The 19,317-nt window shown below is 53.6% G+C and carries 12 protein-coding genes; 8 read left to right on the top strand and 4 right to left on the bottom strand.

Annotated features, from left to right (window positions below):
- Positions 1-34: 34 nt before the first annotated feature.
- The 5 genes from DCC81_RS23035 (at position 35) to DCC81_RS23015 (ending at position 9,652) form a co-directional block, all read left to right on the top strand.
- Positions 35-1,567, top strand: coding sequence for a sensor histidine kinase (locus DCC81_RS23035; protein ID WP_108689014.1), 1,533 nt, complete (start codon positions 35-37; stop codon positions 1,565-1,567).
- A 228-nt stretch (positions 1,568-1,795) separates the two neighbouring features.
- Positions 1,796-5,959 (top strand): chemotaxis protein CheB, encoded by a 4,164-nt coding sequence (locus tag DCC81_RS23030; protein ID WP_108689013.1) that lies wholly within the window; start codon positions 1,796-1,798, stop codon positions 5,957-5,959.
- 150 nt (positions 5,960-6,109) lie between these two features.
- Complete coding sequence (locus DCC81_RS23025; RefSeq protein WP_205686414.1) at positions 6,110-7,516, top strand: sensor histidine kinase; 1,407 nt, start codon at positions 6,110-6,112, stop codon at positions 7,514-7,516.
- A 134-nt stretch (positions 7,517-7,650) separates the two neighbouring features.
- The gene (locus DCC81_RS26015) at positions 7,651-9,312 is read left to right on the top strand and encodes an FAD-dependent oxidoreductase (protein WP_108689012.1); all 1,662 of its coding nucleotides are present in this window, start codon (positions 7,651-7,653) and stop codon (positions 9,310-9,312) included.
- A gap of 76 nt (positions 9,313-9,388) precedes the next feature.
- Complete coding sequence (locus DCC81_RS23015; protein ID WP_108689011.1) at positions 9,389-9,652, top strand: UBP-type zinc finger domain-containing protein; 264 nt, start codon at positions 9,389-9,391, stop codon at positions 9,650-9,652.
- A gap of 171 nt (positions 9,653-9,823) precedes the next feature.
- Here DCC81_RS23015 and DCC81_RS23010 read toward each other — a convergent pair whose 3' ends face one another.
- The 4 genes from DCC81_RS23010 to DCC81_RS22995 all read right to left on the bottom strand — a co-directional run bounded on the left by DCC81_RS23010 (position 9,824) and on the right by DCC81_RS22995 (position 16,178).
- Positions 9,824-12,310: an outer membrane beta-barrel family protein gene (locus tag DCC81_RS23010; protein WP_165806705.1), complete on the bottom strand. Its 2,487-nt coding sequence runs from the start codon at positions 12,308-12,310 to the stop codon at positions 9,824-9,826.
- A gap of 294 nt (positions 12,311-12,604) precedes the next feature.
- Positions 12,605-14,566 (bottom strand): ATP-binding protein, encoded by a 1,962-nt coding sequence (locus DCC81_RS23005; RefSeq protein ID WP_165806704.1) that lies wholly within the window; start codon positions 14,564-14,566, stop codon positions 12,605-12,607.
- Between the two features lie 180 nt (positions 14,567-14,746).
- Positions 14,747-15,253 carry an FUSC family protein gene (locus DCC81_RS23000; protein WP_108689008.1) on the bottom strand — a complete coding sequence of 169 codons (507 nt, stop codon included), beginning with the start codon at positions 15,251-15,253 and terminating at the stop codon, positions 14,747-14,749.
- Between the two features lie 235 nt (positions 15,254-15,488).
- Positions 15,489-16,178: a VIT1/CCC1 transporter family protein gene (locus DCC81_RS22995; protein WP_108689007.1), complete on the bottom strand. Its 690-nt coding sequence runs from the start codon at positions 16,176-16,178 to the stop codon at positions 15,489-15,491.
- A 193-nt stretch (positions 16,179-16,371) separates the two neighbouring features.
- Here DCC81_RS22995 and DCC81_RS22990 point away from each other — a divergent pair, with 193 nt between their 5' ends.
- From DCC81_RS22990 to DCC81_RS22980, 3 genes are all read left to right on the top strand, one after another.
- The gene (locus tag DCC81_RS22990) at positions 16,372-16,839 is read left to right on the top strand and encodes an OsmC family protein (RefSeq protein WP_108689006.1); all 468 of its coding nucleotides are present in this window, start codon (positions 16,372-16,374) and stop codon (positions 16,837-16,839) included.
- Between the two features lie 192 nt (positions 16,840-17,031).
- Complete coding sequence (locus tag DCC81_RS22985) at positions 17,032-18,726, top strand: glycoside hydrolase family 13 protein (protein ID WP_108689005.1); 1,695 nt, start codon at positions 17,032-17,034, stop codon at positions 18,724-18,726.
- A 36-nt stretch (positions 18,727-18,762) separates the two neighbouring features.
- Positions 18,763-19,308, top strand: a complete 546-nt coding sequence (locus DCC81_RS22980) for a hypothetical protein (protein WP_108689004.1) — start codon at positions 18,763-18,765, stop codon at positions 19,306-19,308.
- Positions 19,309-19,317 lie beyond the last annotated feature (9 nt).

Here is a 19,317-nt window from a genome sequence, read left to right as displayed (position 1 = left end):
TTTTTCTCACATCCCATTCATCCTTTCTTCGTACATGAAGCACCTTGCTACCGAACCACTGCTACAAGCCACGCTGAATGCATACCCGCATGCCGCGTTGATCTCTAGTCTGGATGGCAGGATCCTGGCAGCCAATAACCAGACCGTGGGCCTCTTTGGAAAGCCCCTGCAGCAAGCCATGGAACAAAACCTGCTGGTACCCGGCCTCCTGGGCGAATGGACGATACAAGCCATCCGGGAGCACCTGCAGGCCACCACCGATAAAGCCAATATCCAGTTCACCATACATGGCGTAACGCCCGCGCTTACCCCTTTGCTGATCAGCGCACGCTCCTTCATCCCGAACGCAAAAGATGCCCCCGGTTTATTATGGACCTTCCAGGTACTGCCCAAAACGGCGGACGGCATGAAAGCAGCCGACGTAAATAACCTGCTAGCCCTTATCCAAACCACGGAAACCCTCCTGCAATTCGGTAGCTTCAGCTGGGACCCGCGTACCCGGGAAAGCATCTGGTCTGAAGGCCTGTACCGCATCCTGGGCTATGAGAATGCGGCCGCCTGCCCGGAGAAACCTTCCGCGGAATTTTTCCTGCGCTTCCCCGACCCCAGCTTTGCACCCGCACTGTATGAAACACTGGACAGGGCCCGCAAGGAAAAACAGGGCTATGAAGCGGAGTACGATATCATCGACATCCACGGCAAGCGCAAACACCTCGTGTCAAAAGGCATGTACTGCACAGATGAAAAAACCGGGGAAGAAAAAATGCTGGGCGTTATCCGTGACATCACGGAAATGAAACGCCTGGAGCGGGAGCGCGACAAGTACGTGCTGGACCTGGCCCGCAGCAATAAAGAGCTGGAACAGTTTGCCTACGTAGCCTCGCACGACCTGCAGGAGCCGCTCCGCAAGATACTTACCTTCAGTGACCGCCTGCAGGTGAAGTTCAAAGACGTACTGGGCGCAGATGGTGCGCAATATATAGAACGCATGACCAATGCCGCCGGCAATATGCGCCGCCTCATTGACGACCTGTTGCAACTTTCCCGCGTTGCTACCCGCGATATACCGCTGGAAAAAGTAGACCTCAACACTACCATCCAGCACGTGCTCAACGACCTGGAAATTCCTATCCGCGAAACGGGCGCCCTTATCCGCGCTGCGCACCTGCCGGAAATACAGGGCCGCAGCATACAGCTGGAGCAATTGTTCATCAACATCATCGGCAATGCACTGAAATTCCGCCATCACGAAAGAACGCCGGATATCCATCTTTCCGCACGGGCGCTCACCCATGAAGAAAAGCTGAAGTACCTGCTGGATGAGCACCACACCTGGTACCGCATACAGGTGAAGGATAATGGGATTGGTTTCGAGCAAACCTATGCGGAGCGCATCTTTGAAGTGTTCCAGCGCCTGCATGGCAAAAGTGATTATCCCGGCACGGGCCTGGGCCTTTCTATCTGCAAAAAGATCGTAGAACGCCACCGGGGCGCTATCCTGGCAGAAGGCATCCCCGGGGAAGGAGCCAGCTTTTTCATCTTGCTGCCAGCGATGCAAAACATTTAACGATGTAAAGCATTTTAAATGCTTTGCATCGTCCCAAATATTCCACACTTTTTCCCGTACTCTTCCATGCATGCCGGGCTTGACCCTGTTCCCAATCCATGAATTTATTTTAGGCTGCGATGCACTACTGTAACGTTTGCCCCATCCTTTTGCGGGAGCGTATTTGCCGGGCAGCGCCATCCGCGGCACTCTTTTAGCGGGTGGCAACACCAGGAAAGAACATCCGGCATGAAGAAAAAACAACAAACAAAAGATACGTACATAGTGGCCATCGGCGCCTCTGCCGGGGGACTGGAGGCTATCCATGCCTTTTTCGACAACATGCCGGAAAACAGCCACCTGAGTTTTGTAGTCATTCAGCATTTGTCGTCTGATTTTAAAAGCCTGCTGGTGGAACTGCTGGCAAAGCATACCTACATGCAGGTGAAGGAAGCCGCGCATGATATGCCGGTGGAGCGTGACTGCGTGTACGTGATCCCGAACAATAAGATGATGACCATTGCGGAGGGGCGCCTGCAGCTGGCGCAGAAGACCGGCGAAAAGGTGCCTAACACCGCCGTTGATATTTTCCTGCACAGCCTTGCCAAAGACCAGGGCCCGCTGGGCATTGCCGTGATCCTTTCCGGCACCGGTACAGATGGCACCAAAGGCGCCCTGGCAGTGAAAGAAGCCGGGGGCATTGTGTTTGTACAGGACCCCACCACCGCGCGTTTTAATGGCATGCCTAACAGTGTGATCGGCTCTGGCTCCGCAGACTACACCCTGCCACCGGAACAGATGCCGGAAGAAATTCACAACTATATTTCCGACCTGCCTGCATATGTAGTCAACACCGCCCAAATAAGGGACGAGCTGCTGAAAGAAGTATATGCCCTGGTGCTGAAACAGTGCGGGCACGACTTCCAGTTTTACAAACCGCCCACCCTCATCCGCCGCCTGGTGCGCCGCATGACCCTGGGTGAGTTCAAGGACCTGAGCTCCTACGTGGAGTACCTGCGAACCCACCCTGAAGAATGTAAGCAGCTGTACAAGGATTTTCTCATCCACGTAACCGGCTTTTTCCGCGACCCTGCTGCTTTTGACGCCCTGTACAATGATGTATTCCCCACCATCGTCCGCAACAAGGCAGATCATGAAATAGTAAAGGTGTGGGTGGCCGCCTGCAGCACCGGCGAGGAAGCCTATTCCATTGCCATGCTGCTGGATAAATACCTGCATAAGAACGGGCGCTCTCCCGAGGTCAAAATATTTGCCACCGATGTAGACAAAGATGCCGTGGAAACTGCCGGCAGAGGGGTGTACACGGCGGAACAGGTGAAGGACATTCCCCCGGGCCTGCTGACCAAATATTTTGTACAGGACGGCAATAAGTACACGGTGACTCCCCGCATCCGGAAGCAGATCGTATTTGCGCGGCACAATATTCTCCGCGACCCGCCCTTCATCCGCAACGACCTGGTCACCTGCCGGAACATGCTTATTTACATGGGCATTCCCCTGCAGCACAAAGTATTGTCGGCCCTGCATTTTGGCCTGCTGACCGGTGGTTACCTGATGCTGGGCAGCAGTGAAAATGTAGACGGCATACGCGCCGGGCTGGAAGACGTGAGCACGAAGTGGAAGATCTACCGGAAAAACGCCTCCCTCAAAGGTTATCACCAGGAAAATACCCTGGGCCCTGCACAGGCTACACTGATAAAACTGCCGGCCGCCAGGCCTGCGCAAACGGCTATTGGTTACACCCGCGCTGCACAGGACCTCCTGGATGATTTTAAGACCGCCCTGATAGAAGATGCCGGCTTTGCAGGCCTTTACATAGACCAGAATTATGAATTGCGCGAAGCGGTAGGCAACTTCAACCGTTACCTTTCCCTGCCTGATAAAAAACTGCAACTGAACCTGTTAAAAATGGTAGGGCCGGACCTCTCCGTAGCGCTGAACGCCGCCATCCGCAAGGCCTGGAAAGAACAGCAAAAGATCTCCCTGCCACGGGTAAAGATCCGCAGGGAAGATGACGAACAACTGGTAAGCATCGTCGTAGATCCGCTACCCGGTGGTGCCAGTGGTAGCAATTATACGTTTATCCTCCTGGGGGAGGGCCGTGAAGCCGTGAACGGGCACAATACGGGCACCATTGATTTTTCTAACGTCACGCATTCAGAGAGTAGCCGCCAGCTCCTGGCGCTGGAAACGGAACTGAACGAAACCAGGGAAAGCCTGAAAACCGTGATGGAAGGCTATGAAGCGGCCAACGAAGAACTGCAAAGCTCCAATGAAGAGCTGCTCTCCGCCAATGAAGAACTGCAAAGCTCTAACGAAGAGCTGCAATCACTCAATGAAGAATTGCATACCCTCAACACAGAGCACCAGCTTAAAATACGGGAACTGGCGGCGCTCAATGACGACCTGAATAATTACTTCCTCAGCACCAACATAGGCCAGCTCTTCCTCGATGCAGACATGCATATCCGCAAGTTCAACCCTGCCGCCGTGCACCTCATTAACCTCATTGAGTCTGACATAGGCCGCCCCATCTCGCACATCTCTACCAATATTAAAGATGACAGCCTGGTGCAGGATGCACAACAAGTGCTGCACAATGGCGGGATCGTGGAAAAAGAGGTGACCCTGCAAAACGGGGAGGTAATGCTGGTGCGCATCCTGCCTTATGTACGGCAAGACAAGGGTACAGATGGGGTAGTGATCACCTTCGTGGATATCTCGCCCATCAAGCGCCTGGATAATATACTGAAAGGTATTTTTAACTCCAGCCAGAGCGCCATCCTGGCCTTCCGCGCGCTGCGGGGCCAGGACCACAAAATTACAGACCTGGAGCTCATCACGGCCAATGATGCGGCCACCGCGGTGCTGCAAAAGCCCAAAGCCGATGCGCTGCACCAGCGCATGCTGCAACACTTTGCCCACCTGGGCGCCCATGACCTGTTTGCCCAATATACTCACACGGTAAACACCGGGGAAGTACTGCAACATGAACTGCCGGTAGACCACAACGGGGCCACCCGTTGGTACTCCGTGGTGGCGGTGAAGATGGAGGATGGCCTGGTGGCTACCTATACGGACATTACAGGGAAAAAGGAAAGTGAGGAACGCCTGCGCCAGAACTACAATGAACTGGTAGTGGCCCGCGAGAACATGAAAAAGCTCAATGCTGCGCTGGAAACCAAAGTGATGGAGCGCACCCGCGAGCTGACCCGCGCCGAAGAAGAAGCCCAGACCAGCGGGGAAGAGAAACGCTTCATCGCGGAGTCCATGCCCCTCATCGTGTGGACCCTCACACCAGCCGGCGTGCTCACTTATATCAACCACCAGTTCACCGACTTCACCGGCCTGCACCTGCAGGAAGGGGTAGTGCCAGACTGGAGCCGCTTTGTACACCCGGATGACGTGGAAGACCTGGAAAGGCACTGGCAGTACGCTTTTGAGCATAAGGAAGACTTCTCCCGCGAATTGCGCATGCGCAATGCCAACGGCAACTATGCCTGGTTCCTGCTACGGGCCAATGCCCGCAAGGATGAACAGGATAACGTGCAATTGTGGGTGTGCACCAATATTGATATAGACGAGCAAAAGCAAGCCAACCAGATCCTGGAAACCCGCGTACAGGAACGCACCCGGGCCTTGCAGATCAGCAACGACCAGCTGGAGCAAAGTAACATGGAGCTGCAACACTATGCTTACGTAGCCTCCCACGACCTGAAAGAGCCATTGCGCAAGATCAGCATGTTCAGCCACATGCTCAAGGACAAGCACCTGCAGCACCTGGACGCCAGGGCACTGGATTACATGGACCGTATTATCCGCTCCAGCACCCGGATGATGCGCCTCATAGACGACCTGCTGGCATTCTCCAAGATCAGCGTGTATGATTATTATGAGCATACGGACCTCAATAAACTGATCAGGGAAATACTTTCAGACCTGGAGCTGGCCATCGTCGAAAAACAGGCGGTGGTGGAGGTTGATCCATTGCCGGAAATAGAAGTCATTCCCGGCCAGATGCGCCAGGTGTTCCAGAACCTGATCAGCAACGCGTTGAAATTTTCCCACCCCGAAAAACCACCCGTGATCCGCATTACAGGCCGGCGGGTATCGGGCAAGAACTTCCACTCGCCTGCCTCCAGGAACGGCGCCTGGTGCCTGATCACCGTTCTGGACAACGGTATTGGCTTTGATGAAAAATACGTGGAAAAGATCTTTACGTTGTTCCAGCGCCTGCACACGAAAGACTATGACGGTACGGGCATAGGCCTGGCCGTGGCACGCAAGATCATCACCAAGCACAATGGCCTGATCACCGCGCAGAGTAAGGAAGGGGAAGGCGCAAAGTTCCAGTTGTTGCTGCCGGTGCGGCAGGAAGAGAAAGGGAGTTAACACAATTCCCGGCCCTTGATTTCCAATTTCAATGCAGGATGCCTGCTGCATGCATTTGTACAAGAATGTTAACTATTTTTTCAACCATTGTCCCGCATTTTTCATCGTACTTGTGCCACATTCTCAGTATCTTAACACAAACCGGCAACAATGGAAATGCTCCCCGTCACCACCGCATGGCTCTCTTCCCTGGACCCGCTCAGCGAGGTACCGGCAGACCAGCTGCAGTGGCTCATTGACAACAGTGAGCACCGCTTGCTGGCGGCCGGAGAATTTGTTGTAAAACCCGGCGAAGTGATAGCAGGCACCCATGTATTCCGCCAGGGCCGCATGGTGCTCTATTCTGTACAGGAAGGCCTCCGCCGCGATTTCAGCACGGTCCTCCCCGGCGAGATCACCGGCTACCTGCCTTATTCCCGCGCCCACTTTGCCAGCATGTATGGCGAGATCACGGAAGATGCACAGATCATGAGCCTGCCCAGGGAGCGCATCCGCGACCTCATTACTCATAATTTTGAGCTTACCCAGGCACTGGTACATGTTATGACCAACCGGGTGCGCGACTTTTCCGTGCTGATGCAGCAGAATGAAAAAATGCTGGCCCTGGGCAAGCTTTCCGCCGGCCTGGCCCATGAGCTCAATAACCCGGCAGCCGCCATTCTCCGGGATGCCATGACCCTGCGCCAGCACCTGAAACTGGTGCCAGACCGCTTTAAGGAAGTCATGAGCATCCACATGGAACCGGAAGATGTAGACGCCGTGAGCGACCTGTTCTTCCCCATGATAGCAGAACGCAAACACCAGCAACTGACACTCACGCAGCGCATGAAAGAAGAAGAACGACTTACTGACTGGATGGAGGAACGCAACGTGGACAATGCCACTGACATTGCCGAAACCCTCGTGGAATTTGGCATTTGCCAGGAAGACCTGGACCGCCTGGACCGGCACATTCCCCGCACCTTTTCCTCGTCCATGTTCAACTGGCTGCACGCCAACCTGGTGACTGAAAAGATGGTAGAAGACATTGCGGAATCGTCTAACCGTATTGCCAACCTGGTAAGCTCTGTAAAAGTATTCACCCACATGGACCGGGACCAGGGCAAGACCATGACGGATATTCACCCCGGCATCCGCAACACCCTGGTGATCATGGGGTTCAAGATCCGCAAGTTCAAAATAGAAGTAATAGAAAACTTCGGGGCCGATGTGCCCCAGATCAGCATCATGCCCGGTGAAATGAACCAGGTATGGACCAACCTGATAGACAACGCCCTCGATGCCATGGAGGTAAATGGCAAAGGCACGCTGACCATCACCACCCGTAGAGACCGTGCGTATGTGGAGGTGACGGTGGCAGACAATGGCCCCGGCATTCCCAGGGAAATACAAAGCCGCATCTTTGATCCCTTCTTTACCACCAAGGAAATGGGCAAAGGCACCGGCATGGGCCTGGAAACCGTCCAAAAGATCATCCGCCAGCACCATGGCACCATCAAGATGCATACTTCTCCCGAAGGAACCGCGTTTGTGGTGTGCCTGCCGGTGCAGGGATGAGGAAATTGTACCATGTACAGTGTACAACGTACAACGTAATTGTGGAGGATAGCGAAGCATTTTTTTAAGCATCCCTGTAGAAACAGGGAGCGTACGTTGTACGTTGTACATTGTACGCTGTACAAATTTCAACCATGAACAAACCGATCATATTTGCCATAGACGATGACCCGCAGGTATTGCGGGCATTGGGGCGCGACCTGAAATCCGAGTACGGGCGGGAGTTCCGTATCATCAGCACCACTGCAGCAAAGGAGGCTTTGGAAAGCCTGGCGCAGCTCAAAAATGCCGGCGAAAGCGTGGCCCTTTTCCTGTGCGACCAGCGCATGCCGGAGATGGAAGGCGTAGACTTCCTGGAGCAGGCCATTACCATCTTCCCCGATGCCAAACGGGTGCTGCTCACCGCCTATTCAGATACCAATGCGGCCATTAAAGCCATCAATGATGTGCGCCTGGATTATTACCTTATGAAGCCCTGGAATCCGCCGGAGGAGCGGCTTTACCCGGTACTGCGCGATATGCTGGACGACTGGCTGGCGCACTATGTGCCGGCATTCAAAGGCATAAAGCTGGTGGGCTACCAGTTCTCCCCAAAATCGCACGAACTGAAAGATTTCCTGGCGGGCAATCTCATTCCTTACCGCTGGATAGATGTGGAGCGCGGGCCGGATGGAAAAGAGATCCTGGAACGCAATAAGCTGCAACCCGATGACCTGCCCGTGCTGGTGTTGGAAGACGGCAGCCTGCTGCGCCAGCCCAGCATCCTGGAAGTGGCATCGCACACGGGCCTGAACCCGGATGTGAAAAAAGATATTTACGATGTGGTGATCATCGGGGCTGGCCCGGCAGGCCTGGCAGCCGCAGTGTACGGGGCTTCTGAAGGCCTGAACACCCTGCTCATAGAACGCAAATCGCCGGGCGGGCAGGCGGGCACCAGCTCCCGCATTGAGAACTACCTGGGCTTCCCCTCGGGCCTCAGCGGGGCCGATCTTACGCGACGCGCCGTATCACAGGCCAGCCGCCTGGGTGCGGAGTTCCTGTCTCCCCTGAGCGTGCAGGACATCACCCAGAAAGATGGCTACAAGACCATCCACCTGGAAGACGGGCGCCAGGTGATCAGCCGTGCCGTGGTGATCACCACCGGCGTGGATTACCGCAAACTGGAAGTGGACGGGGTAGACCAGTTTACCGGCGCCGGTGTGTATTATGGAGGCGCCAATACGGAAGCCGCTGCATGTAAGGATAAGGACGTATACGTGATTGGCGGGGGCAACTCTGCGGGGCAGGCAGCCATGTACCTTTCCAAGTTTGCCCGCAACGTGCACCTGGTGATCCGCCGGCCTAACCTCTCAGAAACCATGTCCGCCTACCTGATCACGCAGATCGCGGAAACAAAGAACATTGAAGTGCTGCCCTGTACGGAAGTGATCAAAGCCTGCGGTGATAAATACCTGCAGGAGCTGGTGTTGAAGAACTGCGATACCAACACAGTGGAAACCCGCCCTGCATCTGCCTTGTACATCTTCATCGGCGCACGCCCTTACACAGATTGGATAAAACTGGACATTATCCGCAACGATAAAGCGTTCATTGAAACCGGCCGTGACCTGCGTGACTACGAGCAGTTCAAAAAGAACTGGAAGCTGCCCCGCGATCCTTTCCTGCTGGAAACCAGCTGCCCTGGCATCTTTGCCGCCGGCGATGTGCGCGCCGGCGCCATGAACCGCGTAGCATCCGCCGTGGGAGAGGGCTCCATGGCCATCAGCTTTGTGCATAAGTACCTGGCGGAAGTATAAAGAACGTACAGCGTACAACGTACAATGTACAACGTACGGCCCCGTGTGATAACATTCCTTTGCTTAAAATATTATTATGGACGTTTGCAATCACATCAAAGAAATCACCCTACTCAAGCACCCTAAAGAACTGGTGTGCGAAGAATGCATTAAGACCGGCGATGACTGGGTGCACCTGCGCACCTGCCAGACCTGTGGCGCCACGCTGTGCTGCGACCAATCGCCTAACCAGCACATGACCAAACATTATCATCACACCAAACATCCCGTGATCATCTCCGCACAGCCCGGAGAGCGCTGGCTGTGGTGTTACCCGCATGAGCTGTTTGTGGAGTATTAAAAATCGTACAACGTACCAGACCTCATTAAAGAGAAAAAGCCGCATCCTTTCGGATCGCGGCTTTTCTTATCATCATTCTATACCTTCCTTAATTAAAACGTTACAAACGTCACACATCAATCATTCGCGGCAGGCACTACGTTGTACGTTGTACGCTGTACGTTGTACAATTTAGTTCCCATAACCTCCACCATCATCGCCTCCGCCATGGCGGTTATCACGGCCTTTGTCTTTCTTCTCCGTATCTATTTTACCAAAGCGCCAGGAGAAGTTCACGCGCAGTTCGCGGGTGGCTTGTTTGCGGTAGCGGTCCTGTTCCTGGTACTCCGTGTAGGTGTAAGTGAGATCACGGTTCGTATTGAAGATGTCATTCAGGCCTATGGAGACGGAGGCTGCATTGTTCTTCAGGAAATCTTTCTTCAGGCCCATATCTGCGGTGTAGATGGGCTTACGCTCGCCCTGGGGCTGTATTTCCTTTGAGTTGTAGTTAGCGCTTACCTGCAGTGTGAGGTTCCAGGGCAGCTTGGTGTTGCTGTTCACCTTACCAAACCAGGTAATGCCGCTGTTGCTCAGGTTCGCACCGCTGTTGCTGGCATCGATCTGGGTGTGGGCCAGGTTAGCATTAGTGGTAATGTCCCACCATTTCGTAATCTGGTTGCGCAGGGTAAATTCCGCGCCAAAAGAATTGCGGCTGTTGGCATTGATCGGGTAGGAGAGCAGCACATGCTGGTCAGACCCGTTAATGTTCAGCGTAGTATCCTGGTAGAAAGTAGTGATCGCGTTGTTGGTATTGCGGTAGTACATAGACACCAGCAGGTTTGCCTTGCCCTGGAAATCCTTCAGGTAGGAAAATTCAAAGGCATTGGTGAATTCTGGCTTCAGCAGTGGGTTACCACGGCTGGCAGACTGGCCACCATAGCTGATGTTAGGCACCAGGTCCAGGAACCAGGGGCGGCGGATGCGGCGGCTGTAATTCAGCTGGAACTCATTATCGCCTTTCAGCTTCTGGCTCAGGAATACGCTGGGAAACAGGCTGATGGGATAATCCACTTTATAAGTACCTGCTTTAATGTTCATCAGCTCCCCGTTGTAATTAGACTGCTCCGCGCGCAGGCCGGCCTGGTAGCCGAAGTTGCCGCGGGTACCGCCTGTAAAGCTTACATAACCGGCATTGATGGTTTCCGTATAGTGGTAATCGTTAGACAGGGCGGTGTCTATACCGTATTCGTTTGAAATGGGATCCAGGCCGTAGGTGTACAGGTTGTTGTTGAACACGCGGCGGTTGGTACGCAGGCCAGCTTCCAGTTTGTTGCGGCTGCTGAAGGGATTCACGTAATCCACCTGTGCGGTGAAATAAGTGGTGTTTCCAGATCCATCGCCATGGCGCAGCTCCGGCAGGTGCGGGTCCCAGCTGGGCGTGCCGTCCGGGTTCACGTAAGCAAGGCTGTACTGGTTATGATCATGGGAGTTAGCCCGGTTGTACTGTACATTAGCGCTCAGTTCTTCGCCTTCTTTGATGAAAGTGTGTTTGTAGTTAAATTCACCGGTGTAGTTGGTGAAACCATCCTGGCTGTTATTGATACCGGAGCCGTAACGCAGGGGCGTGTGCAGGCTGTCGGATTCCATCAGGCGCTGGTTGTAGTAATTATCAAAATTGCCTTTCACCACAGAGCCGGATATGCTGAAGGTGTTATGCTCATCCAGGAAAAAGTCCATGCCGGCGCGGGCGTACTGGAAAAGGCGGCGGATGTGGCCATCATTGTTCTGTTTCAGGTAGCTGAGGCTATCGGGGCCCAGGTTGGTGCGGTTGATCTCGTCCTTGCTGCTGCCCCGGCGGTTGCGCACATTGTAGTTTACGAACCAGTTGATCTTACCCCGGCGCATGTTAAAGTCCACGCCACCATTGTAGCTGCCCAGGGAAGTGATCCCACCACGCACCTGGCCGTTCACGCCGTTCTTTTTATCTTTTTTCAGGATAATATTAAGGATGCCGCTCATGCCTTCCGCATCATATTTTGCAGAAGGGTTAGTCACCACTTCAATGCTCTGGATGGCATCCGCGGGGATCTGGTCCAGGGTAAGGGTGGTGGGGCGCCCATCGATCATGATGGTAGGGGCGCCGTTGCGCACTGTTACGTTCCCGTCTATGTCCACGTTTACGGAAGGCACCTGTTTCAGCACGTCTGTGGCGGTACCGCCCACGCTGGCCAGGTTCTTATCCACGTTGAACACGCGCTTGTCAATGGCCATGGTAAAAGTGGGCTTCTCCGCGATCACCGTTACGGCGGCCAGTGATTTTACATTGCTTTCCAGTTTTACCGCGCCCATATCTACCGTGGCAGTGGCTTTGGAGAGGGAAATGGTCTTAAAAAGTGTTTTATAACCTACAAAGTTCACCCGCAGGATCATTTTTCCCAGGGGCACGTTGTTGAATTTAAAGCTGCCGTCGGCGGCGGAGTACATACCAGTGAGTAACGTGGAGTCTGCACGCAGCAGCGCAATGGAGGCCATCTCCACGGGCTGGCTGGTCTTGGCATCCAGCAGCTTCCCCGCCAGGTGGCCGGACACCTGCTGGTCAATGGTCTTTTGAACCTGGGCGATGGCTTTCCCTCCCGCTACCACTAGCAGGAATAGTAAAAGCCAGACATTCTTCCTCATGTGCGTTTGTTTCTTCATTTCGAGATGATGACAATTCCTTAGGGACGGGCTTGATGGGGGATGATCGGTTCGTGACAGCGGTCGTGGTAGTTTCCGCCGGCTTCCATGAAAGTAGTTGCGCTTCCAGGGGGCACATAAGTTTGTCGGTTCAACGCAACGTAGCATGTATCACAGTTCCCGGTCATCAACCAGGCATAAAAAAACCTTATTGTTTCCGTTCTGGGAACAAAAATAAACGATTTAGCAGGGAATCTGAAAAAAAAAGTGACAAACGGCGTGGGGGTAAAGGGCGGTTTACTTCGTCTGTGCCAGTTTTGCCTCCAGGTGGCGGGGCCTGATGTCCTCTTCCTCGCTGACGGGAATGGTAAATGTGAAGGTGGTGCCCACGTTTTCCTCGCTCACAAAACGGATGGTGCCGTTGTTGCGCTCAATGAATTCCTTGGACAGGGGCAGGCCCAGGCCGCAGCCTTTCTCATTCTGGGTGCCGGTGGTGGAATAATAGATATGGGAAAAGATCTTAGCATGTTCTGCAGCCGGGATGCCGGTACCATTGTCTGCCACAGATACTTCTACCAGCCCCTTGTGCCGGGTGGCAAAAATGCGGATATGGCCACCGGCCGGGGTAAATTTCACCGCGTTGCTGATCAGGTTGCGCAGCACCAGTTTTATCATATCCTGGTCCGCATACACCATCAGCGGGCCTTCCAGCTCACTGAACAGGTGCACTTCTTTCTGGCGGGACAGGGTGCAGAGCAGGTCAAACTCCTCGTGCAGGGCTTCCACGAGGTCGAAGTCGTCTGCCTGCAGGCGGATGCCTTTCATCTGGGAGCTGGCCCACTGCAGCAGGTTGTCCATCATATAAGAAGTGTTCTTGGTATCGCGCCACAGCTCATTGGTGTACTGGCGGAATTGCTCCGGCGGGATCTTCTCATCGCGCAGCAGGAAAAGCAGGCCATCCAGGATGGCCAGGGGAGAGCGCAGGTCGTGGGAGATCACGCTGAAAATGCGGTCTTTCACCTGCACCAGGCTTTCCAGTTTTTCATTCTGGCTTATGATGATCTTATTCTGCTCCAGGCTTTCTGCATTTTTCAGGTTCAATTTGCGGTTCAGGCGGAATACCAGGAAGGTGATGCCGAGGATGACCACCAGTACCAGCAGGCCGCTCACTTCCAGCATGCGCTGGTGGCGGATGGTGGCCAGGTGTGCCTGTTGCTGGTGTAGCAGGGCATCATTTTCGCGTTGCTTTTTCTCCGATTCATATTTCTCCGCTGCATTGGTCATGTAGCGGTCTTTCTGCACATTGAAATAATCTGTATTCAGCATGGCGTATTCCTTATAATCCGCCAATGCCTTTTTAAAATCACCCCGGGCGGAATCCAGCACTGCGTGGGCCTGGTAAGCGATCATTTTATTTTTCGGGTTCTTTACAATTTCATTGAGACTGTCTGCAACCACAAAATAACGGTCGGCCTCTTTGAACTTGCGCAGCACGGCACTGGTTTGTGCCAGGTCCAGGTAGATCTTGGTAAGGCCCTGCAGGTTGTGGGTTTCCTCGTAGTACTTGCGGGAAAGATCCAGGTAATCAAATGCGTTGTTATGATTACCCAGCAGCCGGTGGGCCAGGCCCATGTTCTCATAGGTATAGGCCAGCCCGCGATGATCGTTCATGGCCAGTTTTATGGCTTCCGACTGGCGCAGGAAATACAGCGCGGAGTCGGGCATATTGTCAGACAGGTATACAGAGCCGATATTGTTAAGGGTCTTGGAAATTTCGGCTTTCTCTTTCAGTTCCTTTTTCAGCTCCAGGGAGCGCAGGAGCAGGGGCAGGCCGCGGTCTGCATTGGCTTCTTCTATGTAAATATTGCCTTCATCATTGAGCAGGATGGCCATCAGTTGTTTATCCTTCAGGCGCTCCGCGATCTGGAGGGCCTGTACCGTGAGCTCCATCTGCTGGTCCAGGTTTCCCTTGAAATTCTCGCCCAGGGCCTGGTTGCGCAGGGCCAGCACACGGCCTTTGTCGTAGTGCAGGTTACCGGCCAGCTCCACCGCTTCACTGCTATACTTTTGCGCCAGTTCCCCATCCTGGGTTACCAGCAGCCGGGCCAGTTGGTTGAGCAGGTTCACCCTGCCGGTGTCCGCCTGCGGATGCGATTTTAACACCCGCTGCAGGCTGTCCGCGGCAGGCGACTGCCCAAAAAGGCTACCGCCGTAGCAGATCCATCCTAGAAGAAAGAGAAGCCGGTGTTTTAAAAACATAAATGTAGGGTGTAGTTGGCGCAGGCTTTTGGTTGTTGTGCCTTTACGATCGGGGCTAAAAATAATACTATTTATCGAGAAGTCAATACCCTGTACACCGCACCCACAGCGGGCTGCAGCCATTCCTATATATTAATTTCTATAATTTATTTTCAATACTAATCTATCGCAGAGAAATGCTCAGGCATCGTCATGTATGCCTGCCACGGTGCGGGTAACGAAGCGGGAGTGGAATACGAGGGTGATCACGAGGCCCAGCACACAGCCGGCCATTACGGAGATAAGTCTTTCCACGGCGGTATCCCAGATGTGGCGCCCGGCTTCATGAGTGAGAATGATGATGGTGGCGGCAAGGGCGGAGCGGGTAGGGGCTTCCAGCTTCAGGAAGGTGCAGGCTACCACCGTAAGGGCTATGCCTACGCACATAGCATAAATATCAGACCTGTTGTACACCGCCAGTACTAAAAACCCTACGGCGGCGCCCACCGCATTGGCTTTAATGCGGTTCATGGCCAGGGAAGTGGCGTCCTTCCCGTCTGGCGATAGCACCAGCATTACAGAAATAAGGCACCAGATCCGGTCGTTGTAATTTACCAGCCAGGAAAGCAGGTACACGATCACCACGCCCGTCACACTTTTGGCAATATAAACAAGGAGGCGGCTCCAGAAAGCTTTGTCGTAGGGCATAAAATTAAAATTGTACAACGTACAGCGTACAACGTACAACGTACGCGGCGTTGCTTATAAACGTTGCAAAATTAAGACTTGTTTACAGTGGGGAAAACGATATCTGTCATGTTTATACAACTGTCACATGTATATAGTATAACCGTAACCGTTACAGCGTTATGTTTTCGGTTACCAGGGAAACAGTACGTAGCACGTTGTACGCTGTACGTTGTACGCTGTACGCTGTACACCCTCACAGCCCTTGCACCAGCCTTGCCAATCCAAATGCAGCAGCGGCAGCCAGGGCACCTATCATCACTACGCTGAACGCACCTTTCAGCGCAGGCTGGCCGGTCATCTTGCTCTTGAAATAGCCAAAAACAAACAGGCATACGATGGTCACGGCAGCAGAATAGGTCAGGCCATCGGCCGCCTGCTGCACAAAGAAATAAGGAGACAGCGGAATAATGCCGCCTACGATGTAGGAAGCCCCGATGGTAAAAGCGCTCCGGCGGGCCCTGCTCTCTTCCGGCTTTTCCAGGCCCAGCTCATAGCGCATCATGAAGTCTACCCATTTGTCCTTATCCTTCGCCATTTCATCGGCTACCTGGTCCTGCAGTGCAGGGGAAAGGCCAAAGGCCGCAAAAACTTCCTTCACTTCTTTCTTTTCCTGTTCGGGCACCCGCTCCACTTCGTCGTACTCCCGCTTCAGTTCAGACTTGTAGTGATCTGCTTCCGTGCGGGCGGCCAGGAAACCGCCCAGTCCCATGGCGATGGCGCCCGCTGCAATTTCCGCCAGCCCGGCGGTGATCACAATGCCGGCGCCCTGTACCGCGCCACTGAGGCCGGCTGCCAGTGCAAAGGGTACTGTAAGCCCGTCGGACATGCCGATCACGACGTCGCGGATAAATTCAGAACTGCGGAGGTGTTGCTCTTCGTGCATGTAATGTTGGGTATTAAGTAATAAGCAGTAAAATGTTGAAAAAAAGGCGGTCCGTAACCGGCAATAAACTTACGGTAAATAACTAAATATTGCACCGGCATCCTGCAAAACAAACCAGCAGGATTTATTACCTTCAGGATGCATTGTACGTCTCACTTGTACAATCCCATCCACCATACTACATTCTACAGCCATGTCACACACACATCAATACAAAACCTCCGTTTACTGGACCGGCAATGAAGGTTCCGGCACGGCTGCTTACACTGCCTACAGCCGCGATCACACTATTCACGTGGAAGGCAAGCCGGAGATCATGGGCTCCTCCGATCCTAATTTCCGGGGCGATGCCACCCGGTACAATCCCGAAGAAATGTTCCTGGCGTCCCTGAGCACCTGCCATATGCTCTGGTACCTGCATTTATGCGCGGTGAACGGGGTAGTGGTGACTGCTTATGAAGACCATGCAGAAGGTACTATGCTGGAAAGTGGCCAGGACGGCCGTTTTACGGAGGTAACCCTGCAACCCATCGTTACCGTGCAGGATGCCTCCATGATAGATAAAGCCAATGCCCTTCATGAAAAAGCGCACCATAGCTGTTACATCGCCGCCTCCGTTAATTTCCCGGTAAGGCATATGGCCAGGGTGGCGGTGGTATGAAGGGATTGTCTTGAATCGCAGGTGCTGGGACTTAGGTCCTAGGTATTAGGTATTGGGCATTTTTAAGACGAAATGATGATCACCTGGCAAGTTGGAAAAACATGGTACACGCATTGCGGAAGACTTAAGACCTAAGACTTAAGACCTAGGACCTAAGTCCCAGCACCTGCGATTCAAGACAACTCAATCAACATGAACAACTGGTGGCAGCAAGCGGTCATTTACCAGATCTACCCGCGGAGTTTTAAAGACAGTAATGGAGATGGCATTGGCGACCTGCCGGGGATCATCCAGCAACTGGACTACCTGGCCAGCCTGGGTGTAGACCTCATCTGGCTGAACCCGGTCTATAGTTCGCCCAATGATGACAACGGTTATGATATCAGCAACTACGAGGATATCATGCTGGAATTTGGTACCATGACGGACTTTGATCTGCTGCTGGCAGGCCTTCACCAGCGCGGCATGAAGCTCATCATGGACCTGGTGGTAAATCATACCAGCGATGAACATCCCTGGTTCATTGCCTCCCGCGCCTCCCGGGATAATCCTTACCGCGATTTTTACCACTGGTGGCCCGCAGAAAACGGCACTCCACCACACCGCTTCAGTTTCTTTGATCCCGATGCCAATGCCTGGGCCTACGATGAGGCCACCAATGCTTATTACCTCCACTATTTTTCCCGTAAACAACCGGATCTCAACTGGGAAAATCCCGCCGTACGCCAGGCCGTGTATGACATGATGCGCTTCTGGTTCCGGAAAGGCGTGGATGGCTTTCGCATGGACGTGATCTCCTTCATTGCCAAAGAACAGCCACTGATGCCCATTTCCCCGCAGGAGCTGGCGGATAAATATTATGGCGACTGGAGTTACTACTACGCGCATGGTCCCCACCTGCATGACTATTTGCAGGAAATGCATGCGCGCGTGCTCAAAGACTTTGACGTTGTCACCATGGCGGAAGCGCCGGGCATCCGCGCGGAAGAAGCATTGCTGTTTGTGCAGCAATCCCGCAAGGAGCTGAACATGCTCTATCATTTTGAAGGTATGAGCCTGGGCTATATGCCCAATGGGTTTAAACGCCCCGACCCCAAAGGCTATACGCTGGAGGCATTTAAGCGCGTGTACTCCAAATGGGATAGCATCTTTGCGAAAGACGGCTGGGGCACCATCTACCTGGGCAATCATGACCAGCCCCGCATGGTCAGCCGCTGGGGCAATGACGCGCCGGCCTTTCACGTGGCATCGTGCAAAATGCTCATCACCTTCCTGCTCAGCATGCGCGCCACACCCATTTTTTATGCCGGCGATGAACTGGGCATGACCAACATCCGCTTTGAAAAAATAGAAGACTACCGCGATATTGAAACCCACATGATGTATACCTACCTGCAGGGCCGCAATGAAGACGTGGCGGCCTTCCTGGAAGACATGAAGCTGAGCGCCCGCGACAACGGCCGCACGCCTTTCCAGTGGGACAACAGCCTGCACGCCGGCTTTACCACCGGTACACCGTGGCTGAGGGTGAACGGCAACTACCACTGGATAAACCGTGCCGCCCAGGAGAAAGACCCGCAGTCTGTCTTAAACTATTTCCGTAAACTTATACAACTACGAAAAGCCCACCCCGTGCTGGTTTACGGGGATTACACCCTGCATGACCCTGCCCACCCGCAGGTATATGCCTACACGCGCCGGCTGGACAAAACCGCCATACTGGTGGTCATGAACTTCAGTAAAGACACGGTGCCTTACGCACTGCCAGAACCCGTGGAAGCGACGCCGGTACTCAACAATTTACCGGATCTGTTGTTGGAAAATATACAGCTTACTTTGCAGCCCTACCAGGCAGTGATTTTTCCGGTTGTGGGAGAGAAGTACTAAATTGGGCACTTCATTCACCAATCCCGTAACCACTACATGGAGGAACTCTTTCTGGGCATCGGCTCCCGCGTGCAACACGCCAAACTGGGCCCCGGCGTGATCATTGGACTTAAATACGCACAATACGTGATCACCTTTATGGACCACGGCATCCAGGAAGTCGATAAAACAGATCCACTGCTGGAATCGCTGTACACGGAAAACCGCAGCACCGAAGTGGAAACCGCATCGCAGGCGGAAATTTCCCTGTTGAAGATCCTGCGCCAATGGGGCGGCATCTCGGAAATAGTGCCCCTGGGCGAACGCTGGGAGGGAGGCACCATGATCCTGCAGCCCAAAGACAAAACCCAGAAACCCAAAGAGGTGCCCATTGAAGTGTTCTTCCACAAGATCGTGATGCTGAGGGACCGCCTGCGCGTGCTGGAACAACAACTGAACGCGCACAAGCAGCTCAGTGATGAAGAAAAGGTAAACCTCCAGCAATATATCACCCGCATTTACGGATCGCTGACCACTTTCAATGTGCTTTTCAAAAACAAGGAGCAGTGGTTTACCGGCGATAAAAGCGGCAAAGAAGATTAATATGACACC

Source organism: Chitinophaga parva, from assembly GCF_003071345.1.
Lineage (GTDB): Bacteria > Bacteroidota > Bacteroidia > Chitinophagales > Chitinophagaceae > Chitinophaga > Chitinophaga parva.
The sequence above is the reverse complement of the archived record's forward strand: the minus strand, read 5'-3'. Positions and strand labels throughout refer to the sequence as shown.

What these genes read in the sequence shown, in the direction of transcription:
- DCC81_RS23035 (WP_108689014.1), top strand. Translation starts at nt 35, where the DNA reads ATGAAGCACCTTGCTACCGAACCACTGCTACAAGCCACGCTGAATGCA.
- DCC81_RS23030 (WP_108689013.1), top strand. Translation starts at nt 1,796, where the DNA reads ATGAAGAAAAAACAACAAACAAAAGATACGTACATAGTGGCCATCGGC.
- DCC81_RS23025 (WP_205686414.1), top strand. Translation starts at nt 6,110, where the DNA reads ATGGAAATGCTCCCCGTCACCACCGCATGGCTCTCTTCCCTGGACCCG.
- DCC81_RS26015 (WP_108689012.1), top strand. Translation starts at nt 7,651, where the DNA reads ATGAACAAACCGATCATATTTGCCATAGACGATGACCCGCAGGTATTG.
- DCC81_RS23015 (WP_108689011.1), top strand. Translation starts at nt 9,389, where the DNA reads ATGGACGTTTGCAATCACATCAAAGAAATCACCCTACTCAAGCACCCT.
- DCC81_RS23010 (WP_165806705.1), bottom strand. Translation starts at nt 12,310, where the DNA reads ATGAGGAAGAATGTCTGGCTTTTACTATTCCTGCTAGTGGTAGCGGGA.
- DCC81_RS23005 (WP_165806704.1), bottom strand. Translation starts at nt 14,566, where the DNA reads ATGTTTTTAAAACACCGGCTTCTCTTTCTTCTAGGATGGATCTGCTAC.
- DCC81_RS23000 (WP_108689008.1), bottom strand. Translation starts at nt 15,253, where the DNA reads ATGCCCTACGACAAAGCTTTCTGGAGCCGCCTCCTTGTTTATATTGCC.
- DCC81_RS22995 (WP_108689007.1), bottom strand. Translation starts at nt 16,178, where the DNA reads ATGCACGAAGAGCAACACCTCCGCAGTTCTGAATTTATCCGCGACGTC.
- DCC81_RS22990 (WP_108689006.1), top strand. Translation starts at nt 16,372, where the DNA reads ATGTCACACACACATCAATACAAAACCTCCGTTTACTGGACCGGCAAT.
- DCC81_RS22985 (WP_108689005.1), top strand. Translation starts at nt 17,032, where the DNA reads ATGAACAACTGGTGGCAGCAAGCGGTCATTTACCAGATCTACCCGCGG.
- DCC81_RS22980 (WP_108689004.1), top strand. Translation starts at nt 18,763, where the DNA reads ATGGAGGAACTCTTTCTGGGCATCGGCTCCCGCGTGCAACACGCCAAA.